12 protein-coding genes and 1 pseudogene are annotated in these 11,031 nt (G+C 70.6%); 10 read left to right on the top strand and 3 right to left on the bottom strand.

All coding sequences use genetic code 11. The features are described from left to right. From JHD63_RS19720 to JHD63_RS19710, 3 genes are all read right to left on the bottom strand, one after another. A partial coding sequence (locus JHD63_RS19720; protein ID WP_198972509.1) for a hypothetical protein occupies positions 1-259 on the bottom strand: 259 nt, incomplete at its 3' end. 9 nt (positions 260-268) lie between these two features. Next, on the bottom strand, positions 269-1,096 hold the full coding sequence (locus JHD63_RS19715) for an aminoglycoside phosphotransferase family protein (protein WP_198972508.1): 828 nt from the start codon (positions 1,094-1,096) through the stop codon (positions 269-271). Positions 1,097-1,132: 36 nt separating this feature from the next. Beyond that, positions 1,133-1,744, bottom strand: coding sequence for a DUF502 domain-containing protein (locus JHD63_RS19710; protein ID WP_198972507.1), 612 nt, complete (start codon positions 1,742-1,744; stop codon positions 1,133-1,135). Positions 1,745-1,930: 186 nt separating this feature from the next. Between JHD63_RS19710 and JHD63_RS19705 the strand changes: the two genes are divergently transcribed. From JHD63_RS19705 to JHD63_RS19660, 10 genes and pseudogenes are all read left to right on the top strand, one after another. Beyond that, on the top strand, positions 1,931-2,986 hold the full coding sequence (locus JHD63_RS19705) for an ABC transporter ATP-binding protein (RefSeq protein ID WP_198972506.1): 1,056 nt from the start codon (positions 1,931-1,933) through the stop codon (positions 2,984-2,986). A 43-nt stretch (positions 2,987-3,029) separates the two neighbouring features. Further along, a complete protein-coding gene (locus JHD63_RS19700) occupies positions 3,030-4,301 on the top strand; it encodes an ABC transporter substrate-binding protein (protein WP_198972505.1) in 1,272 nt (423 codons plus the stop codon). A gap of 158 nt (positions 4,302-4,459) precedes the next feature. Then, positions 4,460-5,356, top strand: a complete 897-nt coding sequence (locus JHD63_RS19695) for an ABC transporter permease (protein ID WP_198972504.1) — start codon at positions 4,460-4,462, stop codon at positions 5,354-5,356. A 2-nt stretch (positions 5,357-5,358) separates the two neighbouring features. Next, a complete protein-coding gene (locus JHD63_RS19690) occupies positions 5,359-6,240 on the top strand; it encodes an ABC transporter permease (RefSeq protein WP_198972503.1) in 882 nt (293 codons plus the stop codon). Then, positions 6,237-6,950, top strand: a complete 714-nt coding sequence (locus JHD63_RS19685; RefSeq protein ID WP_198972502.1) for a GntR family transcriptional regulator — start codon at positions 6,237-6,239, stop codon at positions 6,948-6,950. Before JHD63_RS19690 ends, JHD63_RS19685 begins: the two co-directional genes overlap by 4 nt. A 9-nt stretch (positions 6,951-6,959) precedes the next feature. Further along, positions 6,960-7,703, top strand: a complete 744-nt coding sequence (locus tag JHD63_RS19680) for an aspartate/glutamate racemase family protein (RefSeq protein WP_198972501.1) — start codon at positions 6,960-6,962, stop codon at positions 7,701-7,703. Positions 7,704-7,737: 34 nt separating this feature from the next. Next, positions 7,738-8,469 (top strand): two-component system response regulator CreB, encoded by a 732-nt coding sequence (creB, locus tag JHD63_RS19675; protein ID WP_198972500.1) that lies wholly within the window; start codon positions 7,738-7,740, stop codon positions 8,467-8,469. Between the two features lie 379 nt (positions 8,470-8,848). After that, a complete protein-coding gene (gene creC, locus JHD63_RS19670; protein WP_198972499.1) occupies positions 8,849-10,282 on the top strand; it encodes a two-component system sensor histidine kinase CreC in 1,434 nt (477 codons plus the stop codon). Positions 10,283-10,463: 181 nt separating this feature from the next. Next, positions 10,464-10,715 carry a hypothetical protein gene (locus JHD63_RS19665; RefSeq protein WP_198972498.1) on the top strand — a complete coding sequence of 84 codons (252 nt, stop codon included), beginning with the start codon at positions 10,464-10,466 and terminating at the stop codon, positions 10,713-10,715. After that, positions 10,712-11,031, top strand: a pseudogene (locus JHD63_RS19660) (hypothetical protein); the annotation flags it as partial. The gene JHD63_RS19665 and the pseudogene JHD63_RS19660, both read left to right, overlap by 4 nt.

Raw genomic sequence — 11,031 nt, 5'->3', positions numbered from 1 at the left:
CCCCCCCCCCCCCCCCCCCCCCCCCCCCCCCCCCCCCCCCCCCCCCCCCCCCCCCCCCCCCCCCCCCCCCCCCCCCCCCCCCCCCCCCCCCCCCCCCCCCCCCCCCCCCCCCCGTTTTTAGATGTGTATAAGAGACAGGTCTGCGGCGTTGCAAATCCTCGCCATGGCGACGGCCATGGCTGCGGTTTGCGCCTTGCATCCCATCCCACACCAGGGCGCGCGCCACCACGCGGACTTGTTCAGCGTTGCCCTTGGACATCGGGGCTCTTCAGCCGCCGAGCCCGGCCCGCGCCATGCGGGCCACGGCGAGGGCGGTGTCCGGGTCGCCGCCGTCCTCGATGTGCCACAGGGCCGACAGACCGGCCCAGGCCAGAATCCACTGCAGCATGCGCTGCGGCGCGATCGCGCCGGCCGTGCAGACCAGGCCCAGCCGGGCCTGGAAGCGCCCGGGGTCCAGGCAGATCCGCGGCGTGGGATTGCAGAACAGGTTGGCGTAGTCAAAGGCGCGCTCGCCCACCAGCCCCTTGGGGTCGATCGCCAGCCAGCCGCGCGCACCGAAATCCAGAATGTTGTGGTGGTGGATGTCGCCGTGCAGATAGTGCGGCTCCTGCGGTGTCGCCAGCAATTGCTGGGCGGCGCGTCGCGCGGCGGGCAGCACATCGCCTTCGGCGCCGCCAGCACGGTGGACCAGGGCGGCGAACCAGGCGGCCAGCGGCGTGGCGCCGGGCGCCTGCCCCGGCAGGCCCTCGCCGGGCCGGGGTGCCGCATGCAGGCGGGCCACCACCCCGCAGGCGCGTCGGCAGGCCTCATCATCGGCGCCGGCCAGGCTGAACACGGCCAGCGAGCGCTCCGGCTGGCCGCGCTCCATCAGCAGCGCGGGCCCGCAATGGGCATAGACGCGGGCAGCGCCCCGGCCCCGCCACCAGCGCAGCATGGCGTAGCCCTGCTGCTCCTCGGCCTGCGTGGCCAGCTTGAGCATGGCGGGCAGGCCCCGCCAGGACACCGGCAGCAGCGCCGCGCCCGAGGTGTAGAGGGCATCGCCCTCGGCATGCAGCTCCCACCGGCGCAGGTAGGGAGAGAATCGCCCGTCGGTCACGCCGTCGCGGTCCCTGTCCCGCCCGATGCGCCGACGCTAGGGCGGCGCCGAGCCCGCCGGCGCCCGCGACCGCGCCATCCAGGCGATCAGCGAGGAGCGCATGGCCTCCTCCACCGACATGGCGATCGGCGTCACCCAAGAGGCCGGCACGAAGACGGTGTAGCCGCCGATGTTGTAGCCCATGGGCAGGTAGACCGCGACGCGGTCGCCCGGCAGGAAGCCCTCGGGCAGCCCCTGCATGCCGCGCCGCGTGACCAGGCCCACCAGCTCCAGCTCCGCGCCGGGCCAGCGCAGCAGCACCACCTGCTGCGCCTTCTGCTCCGTACCCGTGGGCGTGAAATAGTCGGCAAAGCTCTTGAGCGAGGAATAGATGCTCTTGACCACCGGGATGTTGGTGAAGGGCAGTTCCACGAACCACAGCCAGCGCTGCACGTGCGCATGCGACACCAGATAACCCACGCCGACGATGAAACCGACGGCGATCACCAGGCCCATGCCCGGCACGTGGAAGTCGCCGAACACCGGACGCAGCACGGCCAGGGCCGCGTCCTCGACCCAGGCCAGGAACATGAACAGCAGATAGAGCGTGAGCACCACCGGCAGGACGGTGATCAGGCCGCGGAGGAAGTATTGGGTCAGTCGTTTCATGCAGGCTCCTGCGGCAGCAGGGCCGCGCGGGTCAGGATAGCAGTGCGCCCGCAGGGGATCGTGACCGGATGCGCACTGGCATGGCGCACGCGGCTCCAGTGCGCACCATTCCGCACCGTTTTTGTACGCAATCCGGGCCACTCATTCCATACAAACGTGGCACGGCTTTTGCGATCACAGCGCGGCATGGATGCATCTTCCGTTCCGACCTCTGCCGGCTTCGCGGTTGAACTCATCGCGCTGAGCAAGCGCTATGAGGGCGGCGGCGTGGCGGTGGACAGCATCGATCTGCGCATCGCCGCCGGCAGCTACTGCTGCCTGCTCGGGCCTTCGGGCTGCGGCAAGAGCACCACGCTGCGCATGGTGGCCGGGCATGAATCGGTGAGCAGCGGCGACATCCTGCTGTTCGACCGCAACATCACCGACCTGCCGGCGGCCGAACGCGGCACGGCCATGATGTTCCAGAGCTTTGCGCTGTTCCCGCATCTGTCCGCGCTCGACAACGTGGCCTTCAGCCTGAAGATGAAGGGCGTGGGCAAAAGTGAGCGCCAGGCCAGGGCGCGCGAGCTGCTCGAGCGCGTATCGCTGGGCCACCTCGCGCAGCGCAGGCCGGGCGAACTCTCGGGCGGCCAGCAGCAGCGCGTGGCGCTGGCGCGCGCCCTCATGACCCGCCCCAAGGTGCTGCTGCTGGACGAGCCCCTGTCCGCGCTCGACCCCTTCCTGCGCGTGCAGATGCGCGCCGAGCTGCGCCGCTGGCAGAAAGAGCTGGGCCTGACCTTCATCCACGTCACCCACTCGCAGGAAGAAGCCATGGCGCTGGCCGACACCATGGTGGTGATGAACCACGGCGTTATCGAGCAGGTCGGCTCGCCGCACGAGATCTACAACCGCCCGGTCAATGCGTTCGTGGCGCGATTCATGGGCGGCCACAACGTTCTGCACACGGCCGAAGGCCCGGTGGCCGTGCGCAACGACCGCATCCGCCTGGCCCCGCCCGACCGCACGCCCGGCGGCCTCGCGGCCCAGGTGACCGACGTCGAGTACCAAGGCAGCTACGTGCTGATCGGATTGCAGGCCACGGCGGCCGACGGCAGCCGCCCGGCCATCGCCGCGACCCTCCCCGAGGCCGACTTCAACGCCCGGCCCTATGCCGTGGGCCAGCGCGTCGAGCTGTCCTGGTTGCCGGCCCATGCGCATGCCTTGCAGGACCGCGCCGCACCCGTCCCCGTCCCCGCCGCCTGACGGTTCTCAGGTGCCCCCAACCCCTGTTCGAGGAGCTTTCGACATGTCCGACACCACCGACCACCCGAGCGCGGGCCTGAAGCGCCGCTCGCTGCTGACCGGCGCCGCCGGCATCCTGGCCAGCGGCCTGGCGCCGGCGGTCCATGCGCAAGACAAGCCGGTGCTGCGCTACCTGGGCACTGCCGTCAACCAGGACAAGGCGATCGCCGAGAAATTCAAGGCCGACACCGGCATCAGCATCCAGTACGTGGCCGTCACCACCGACGACGTCACCAAGCGCGCGGTCACCGCGCCCAACAGCTTCGACCTGATCGACACCGAGTTCTTCTCGCTCAAGAAGATCGTGCCCACCGGCAACCTGAAGGGCATCGACACCCGGCGGATCAAGAACGCCGACAAGATCACCTCGCTGTTCACCACCGGCACCATCGCCGGCAAGGCCGTGGGCGACCAGGGCACCGCGCCCAAGAAGGTGATCTTTCTCGAAGGCGAAAAGAGCAAGGCCTTCGCCAAGTCGCCCACGCAGTTCATGTCACTCATTCCCACCGTGTACAACGCCGACACGCTGGGCATACGCCCCGACCTGATCAAGCGTCCCATCGAGAGCTGGGCCGAGCTGCTCAACCCCGAGTTCAAGGGCAAGACCGCCATCCTCAACATCCCCTCCATCGGCATCATGGACGCAGCCATGGCGGTCGAGGCCAAGGGCCTCCACAAGTACGCCGACAAGGGCAACATGAGCAAGGCCGAGATCGATCTCACGATCAAGACCCTGATCGAGGCCAAGCGCGCCGGCCAGTTCCGCGCACTGTGGAAGGACTTCAACGAGTCGGTGAACCTGATGGCCTCGGGCGAGGTGGTGATCCAGTCCATGTGGAGCCCGGCCGTCACTGCCGTGCGCACCAAGGGCATCGACTGCGCCTTCCAGCCGCTCAAGGAGGGCTACCGCGCCTGGGCCGCCGGCTTCGGTCTGCCGGCCACGCTGGCGGGCAGGACGCAGGACGCGGCCTACGAGTTCATCAACTGGTTCCTCGACGGCTGGGCCGGCGCCTACTTGAATCGGCAGGGCTACTACAGCGCCGTGCTCGACACCGCCAAGACCCGGATGGAGGCCTACGAGTGGGCCTACTGGATGGAGGGCAAGCCCGCCGCCCGGGACATCAGGAGCCCCAATGGCGAGGTGCTGGCCAAGGCCGGCAGCGTGCGCGACGGCGGCAGCTACGAGCAGCGCATGGGCGGCATCGCATGCTGGAACGCGGTGATGGACGAGAACGAATACATGGTACGGAAGTGGAACGAATTTGTCGCAGCCTGAAAGCTGTCGACGCATTCGACCCCGAGGCTGCGCTGCGCTTGTCCACCCCCCCTTGTGAGAGGGCGACACCAGCGGCCCGGCAAAGCCGGTTCCGCGATGCCCTGCGAACGGCCTTCGCTGCGCCTGCCCTGGGGGACGAACGCCGGACTCCCTGCGCTATGAACACCACTGCTCCTTCATCAAGGCCCTTTCCCGCCATCAAGCCATGGTGGCAGGCGGCGCCATTTGCGCTGGTGCTGCTGTTTTTCTTCGTCGCGCCGCTGTTGCTGGTGGTGGCGGTGAGCTTCTGGCCTTCGAGCGAGTACGAACTGATCCCGGGCTTCACCGGGCGGAACTACGCCACGCTGTTAGAGGGGTGCGGCAACCTGGCCGACCCGTGCCTCATCCTGCGCACCTACTGGTCCACGCTGCAGTTCAGCCTGATGGCCTGGGGCGCTACGCTGGTGCTGGGCTTTGCCATTGCCTACTTCCTGGCCTTCCACGTGCGCTCCACGGCCATGCAGACGGCGCTGTTCGTGCTCTGCACCATCCCGTTCTGGACGTCGAACGTGATCCGCATGATTTCGTGGGTGCCGCTGCTCGGGCGCAACGGGCTGGTCAATAACGTCCTGCTGGGCATCGGCCTGGTGCAGGAGCCGGTGGAGTGGCTGCTGTTCTCGCGTTTCTCCGTGGTGCTGGCCTTCGTGCATCTCTACACCATGTTCATGCTGGTGCCCATCTTCAACTCCATGATGCGCATAGACCGCTCGCTGCTGGAGGCCGCCAGCGACGCCGGCGCCTCCGGCTGGCAGACGCTGTGGAACGTCATCGTGCCGCTGTCGCGCACCGGCATCCTGGTGGGCTCGATCTTCGTGCTGACCATCGTCATGGGCGACTTCGTCACCGTCGGCGTGATGGGCGGCCAGCAGATCGCCTCGGTCGGCAAGATGATCCAGGTGCAGACCTCCTACCTGCAGTTCCCGCTGGCCGCGGCCAATGCCGTGGTGCTGCTGGCCGTGGTGCTGATGATGGTGGTCGCGCTCAATCGCCTGGTCGATCTGCGCAAGGAGCTATGACCATGCCGCAACGCCGCTCCCGCAGCTTCTGGCCCCTGGCCGTGCTGTTCGGCATGTTCCTCGTGTTTCTCTATGGCCCGGTGGCCACCATCTTCGTGCTGAGCTTCCAGGGGCCGGCGGGCGGGCTCACTTTCCCGATGCGCGGCTGGTCCACGCACTGGTATGCGCAACTGTGGCAGGGTCTGGGCACGGTGGACATCGCCGCCGCGCTGCGCCGCTCGCTGGCGCTGGGCACGGTGGTGATGGTGTTCACGGTGCTGCTGTCGCTGGGAGCGGGGCTGGCGTTTCGCAAGCGCTTTGCCGGCTCGGATGCGCTGTTCTACGGCGCCATCGGCAGCCTGATCATGCCCTCCATCATCATCTCGCTGGGCATCGGCCTGCAGTTCCGCCTGATTGACGCCGGCCTCAAGCATCTGCTGCAAGCCCTGGGCGCCGAAGGTCTGCTGGAGAACTACGGCACTTCGCTGGGCCTGTTCACGTCGGCGCTGGGCGCGCACCTCACCTGGACGCTGCCCTTCGGGCTGCTGATCATGTTCGCGGTGTTCAACCGCTTCAACCCGGCCTATGAGGAAGCCGCGCGCGACCTCGGCGCCACGCCCTGGCAGGGCTTTCGCCACGTGGTGCTGCCGCTGGTCGCGCCTTCGGTGGTGGGCATCGGCATGTTCGGCTTCACGCTGTCCTGGGACGAGATCGCGCGCACCTCACAGGCCATTGGCGACGTCAACACGCTGCCGCTAGAGCTGCAGGGGCTGACCAGCACCGTCACCACGCCCGCCATCTACGCCCTGGGCAGCGTCACCACCATGGTTTCGCTGCTGGTCATGGCGCTGGCGCTGCTGCTGGCGCGGCTGCTCGGCCGCCGTGCCGGAAAGGCACGCGCGTGAAACCCACCGACAATGCCGCCGGCCAGAGCAGCGACGAGATCTACGAGCGCATCCTCGCCGCCGTGCTGGACCACCAGCTGCCGCCCGGCACCAAACTGGTGGAAGACCGCCTGGCGACGGCCTTCGGCGTCTCGCGTACCCGCATCCGCCCGGCGCTGGTGCGGCTGGCCAGCGAGCAGGTCGTGACCATGGCCCCCAACCGCGGCGCGGTGGTGGCCCGGCCCACCGAACAGGAAGCGCGCGAGGTGTTCGAGGTGCGCCGCATGATCGAACCCGCCCTGGTCGAGCGCTTCATCGCCCGCGCCAGCAGGGGCGATCTGGCCGTGCTGGCACGCTGCCTGGATCAGGAGGAGGCCGCGCGCGCAGCAGGCGACATGCGCCGCGCGATCCGGCTCGCCGGCAGCTTCCACCTGGAGATCGCGGAGCGCTCCGGCCACGCCACGCTCGGCCGCATCCTGCGCGACCTGACCGCACGCACCTCGCTGGTCCTCATGACCTACAGCGCCGCCCACGCCCACGAGCGCGAGGAAGCCACCGCCTGTGGCTGCCGCGAGCACCGCGCGCTGTTCGACGCGATCCGCATCGGCGATGCACGCGAGGCCGCACGCCAGATGCATTCGCACCTGCTGCGGCTCGAAGCACAGCTGAACTTCGAGCCCCCCGCCGCGCTGGGCCCGGACCTCGAAAAACTCTTCGGCCACGCCGCCTGAGCCCTCCCAATGCAGGACCTGCTCGTCCTCAATCCCAACACCACCGACTCCATCACCGCCCTGCTGCGGCAGCATGTCGCCGCAGCCCTGGGCTGCGATCGGGCGACGGTGCACACCGCCACCGCGCGCTTTGGCGCGCCCTACATCGCCTGCGAAGCCAGCTATGCCGTGGCCGCGCATGCCGCGCTCGACTGCTGGGCCCGCTGGCAGGCGCAGCACGCTGGCCTGCGGCCCGGCGCGGTGCTGATCGGCTGCTTTGGCGACCCGGGCCTGCTGGCCCTGCGCGAAAGCGCTTCGGTTCCGGTCACCGGCCTGGCCGAGGCCGCTTTCACCGAAGCCGCGGCCCATGGCCGCTTTGCCATCGTCACCGGCGGCGCGCGCTGGGAGCCCATGCTGCGCCGCCTCGCCCAGGCCTTGGGATTCGGCCCGCAACTGGCCGGCATCCACACCGTCACGCCCAGCGGTGCCGAGCTGGCCGCCGATCCGGACCACGCCCGCCGCCTGCTCGCACGCGCCTGCCGCGACGCGGCCCGAGCCACCGGCGCAGGCGCGGTGATCCTCGGCGGCGCGGGCCTGGCCGGCATGGGCGCCGCCATCCAACCCCTGGTGGGCGTGCCGCTGATCGACAGCGTGGCCGCCGGCGCGCGCCAGGCCGCCCTGCTCTGCGGCCAGCCCGGCGCACGCGAGCGCGCGGGCTTCGACGTGCCGTGGAGCGGCCTGTCGGCCGCCATGCAGGGCCTGGGCCGGGCCTGAGCCGCCCGCCATGGCCTGCTGAGAGAATCCCGCCATGAGCCCTCGGCCCCGCATCCTGATCGCCGAAGACGAGCCCGGCATTGCCGACACGCTGCAGTACGTGCTGCAGACCGACGGCTTCACGCCCGTCTGGTGCGCCACCGCCGAAGAGGCCATTGCGCAGTTTGCCGCGGCGCCGCCCGCGCTCGCCATCCTCGACGTCGGCCTGCCCGACCTCAACGGCTTCGAACTGTTCAAGCGCCTGCAGGACCTCAACCGCGCCGCCGGCGGGCCCGAGGTGCCCATGCTGTTCCTCACCGCGCGCAGCGACGAGATCGACCGCGTGGTCGGCCTGGAGCTGGGCGCGGACGACTACGTCGCCAAGCCCTTTTCCCCGCGCGAGCTGGTGGCCCGCGTGCGCACCATCCTGCGCCGCAGCGGGCGCGCGCAGCCCGCCGCCACCGCGGCGCCATCGGCCCCGGCCGCGCCCTTCGCCGTGGATGCCGAGCGCATGCAGATCCGCTACTACGGCCAGCCGCTGGAGCTGTCGCGCTACGAGTACGGCGTGCTGCGCCTGCTGGTGCAGCGCCCGGGGCGCGTCTTCACGCGCGACGAGCTGCTGGACCTGGTCTGGGACGGCCGCCGCGAGAGCTTCGACCGCACGGTGGACGCGCACATCAAGACCCTGCGCGCCAAGCTCAAGGCGGTGGCGCCGGATGTGGAGGCGATCCGCACCTTGCGGGGGACGGGGTATGCGTTGCATGAGGCGTTGCCGGTGAGGCTGTGAGAGACGCCTTGCTGATTCCCGCATCTGTGTCCCCTACGGAGGGCGGGAGCCGGGATGTGCGCCCGGCGGCGCAGTCACCTTCTTTTGCTTCGCCAAAAGAAGGTGACCGAAGAAAAGGCGACCCCACGTGCTGCGTCCCCTGCGCTTTGCTCCGGGGCAAGCTGCAGTGCTCGCGTCAGGCGGGGTATCGCCCAAACTCGCTTCGCTCAGACAAGGGCGATCCCTTATCCGCCTGCCGCTGCGCTCCTCGGCGCATCCCGAGGGGACCCATGGCACAAACGGGCCATCGCTACGCTCGGCCCCGACCGCCGGGGCGAAATCCCGGCACCCGCCCTCAGCAAGAAGCACAGAAACAGCGGTGGCAGGGAGCAAACCCAGCATGACCCGCCGCACGCGCATCTTCCTGGCCATCCTGCTGATCTACGCCGCCGGCATCGGCGTGCTGCTCTACCGCGTGGTCGCCGACATCGACCCGCGCTACCGCGAGTCGGCCGAGGAGTCGCTGGTGGAAACCTCGCAGCTGCTCGCCAGCCTGCTCGAGCAGGACGTGGTGGCCGGCGCGGTCATCACGCGCCGGCTCGACCCGCTGTTCCACTCGGTCTACGCGCGCCGCTTCTCCGCGCAGATCTACGGCCTGCACAAGCGCCAGGTCGAGCTGCGCGTGTACGTGACCGACCGGCGCGGCATCGTGCTGTACGACTCGCTCGGGCGCAGCGCCGGCCAGGACTTCTCGCGCTGGAGCGACGTGCGCCAGACGCTGGCGGGCACCTACGGCGCGCGCACCACGCGCGACGTGGACGGCGATCCGCACAGCGCCGTGATGTACGTGGGCGCCCCGATCCGCTGGGGCGGCGAGATCGTCGGCATGCTCAGCGTCGGCAAGCCGGTGCAGAGCTTCGGCCAGTTCGTGGAGGATGCGCGCGCGCGCACCATCGGCGTGTTCGTGGGATCGGCGCTGGCGCTGGCGCTGCTGGCCGTCATCGCCTCGGTCTGGCTGGTGCGGCCCTTCGGCCTCACGGCGGGCTACATCCGCTGGCTGCGCACGCAGCGCGGCCTGCACCCGGTGCGCATGCTGCGGCAGGCCGTCGGCATGCTGCGCGCGGCCGTGGCCGAACTGCGCGATGCCTTCACCGGGCGCAACACCGTGGCCGACTACGTGCAGACGTTCACGCACGAGGTCAAGTCGCCGCTGTCGGCCATCCGCGGCGCGGCCGAGCTGCTTCAGGAGCCCTCCATGCCGCAGCCCGAGCGCGTGCGCTTCCTGGGCAACATCACGCGCGAGACCGGGCGCATCCAGGAGATCGTCGACCGCATGCTCGAACTCACCGCGCTGGAGGCGCGCCGGGTGCTGGACCAGACGCAGGCGGTGGCGCTGGCCCCGCTGCTGCACGACGTGGCCGCCGGCGCCCAGGCCGCGGCGCGCGGCGTGCGCGTGCAGGTCGCGGCGGCGGCCGATGCCACGGTCGAGGGCGACCCCTTCCTGCTGCGCCGCGCGCTCGGCAACCTGCTGGACAACGCCCTGGACTTCGCGCCCGCCGGCAGCGCGGTGCTGCTGGCGCTGGAGCGCGGCCCGCGCGCCGCGCGCATCACCGTGCGCGACCAGGGCCCGGGCCTGCCCGAGTACGCGCGCGACAAGGTGTTCGAGAAGTTCTTTTCCCTACCCCGGCCCGGCGGCCGCAAGAAGAGCACCGGCCTGGGCCTGGCCTTCGTGCGCGAGATCGCCACGCTGCACGGCGGGCGCATCACGCTGGCCAATGCGCCTGGGGGCGGCGCGCTGGCCACGCTCACGCTGCCCTTGCGCGCCGGCGGCTGAAATCAAGGCAGAACAGGCTTGCAGTCCAGGCATCACCTGGGCTTTTAGCTACATATTCAATAGCATAGACGCCGCACTTCACCGCCACTTCACACAGCGCACACCCGCTTCTCACGGCCTTCCCGCACGCCCTCGACAGTGCCCTCCGTGCACCGTCGCACGGCCCCAAAGGAAGAACGAGATGCCTCCCCTCCCCGCCACCGATCCGCGCACCGGCCGCGCCCTCCGACGCTGGATCGCCACCGTCGGCGCGGCCGCCGCCTGCTGCCTGGCGATGAGCGCGAACCCGCTCGGCGCGCAGGTGCTGGCGCGGGCCACCGCCGCCCGGAGCGCGCGCCTGCCGGACACCCGCGGCGCCACGGCCCTGGTGGTCTCCACGCTCTACATGCTGCGCCGCCGCGCGCGCCGGCACGACGCCCGGAGGCTGGCATGACCCTGGTGCAACTCGCCCAGCGCCACCCGCGCCTGCTCGACTGGGGCATTCGCCTGGACCGCGCACCGGCCTGGCAGTGGCTGGCGCTGCTGGCCGCCGCGCTCGCGCCGACCTGGGTCTGGCTGGCGCGGCGCCTGGCCCACGGCCCGGGCGATGCGCCGGGCCTGCTGGCGCTCGCCACGCTGGCCGTGCTCTGTCTCTTATACACATCTAAGAGGGGGGGGGGGGGGGGGGGGGGGGGGGGGGGGGGGGGGGGGGGGGGGGGGGGGGGGGGGGGGGGGGGGGGGGGGGGGGGGGGGGGGGGGGGGGGGGGGGG

This window comes from Xylophilus sp. ASV27 (assembly GCF_016428875.1).
Taxonomy (GTDB): Bacteria; Pseudomonadota; Gammaproteobacteria; order Burkholderiales; family Burkholderiaceae_C; genus Xylophilus.
The sequence above is the reverse complement of the archived record's forward strand: the minus strand, read 5'-3'. Positions and strand labels throughout refer to the sequence as shown.

Coding starts and splice junctions, on each gene's coding strand:
- creC (WP_198972499.1), top strand. CDS start 8,849: ATGACCCGCCGCACGCGCATCTTCCTGGCCATCCTGCTGATCTACGCC.
- JHD63_RS19700 (WP_198972505.1), top strand. CDS start 3,030: ATGTCCGACACCACCGACCACCCGAGCGCGGGCCTGAAGCGCCGCTCG.
- JHD63_RS19665 (WP_198972498.1), top strand. CDS start 10,464: ATGCCTCCCCTCCCCGCCACCGATCCGCGCACCGGCCGCGCCCTCCGA.
- JHD63_RS19695 (WP_198972504.1), top strand. CDS start 4,460: ATGAACACCACTGCTCCTTCATCAAGGCCCTTTCCCGCCATCAAGCCA.
- creB (WP_198972500.1), top strand. CDS start 7,738: ATGAGCCCTCGGCCCCGCATCCTGATCGCCGAAGACGAGCCCGGCATT.
- JHD63_RS19710 (WP_198972507.1), bottom strand. CDS start 1,744: ATGAAACGACTGACCCAATACTTCCTCCGCGGCCTGATCACCGTCCTG.
- JHD63_RS19680 (WP_198972501.1), top strand. CDS start 6,960: ATGCAGGACCTGCTCGTCCTCAATCCCAACACCACCGACTCCATCACC.
- JHD63_RS19705 (WP_198972506.1), top strand. CDS start 1,931: ATGGATGCATCTTCCGTTCCGACCTCTGCCGGCTTCGCGGTTGAACTC.
- JHD63_RS19690 (WP_198972503.1), top strand. CDS start 5,359: ATGCCGCAACGCCGCTCCCGCAGCTTCTGGCCCCTGGCCGTGCTGTTC.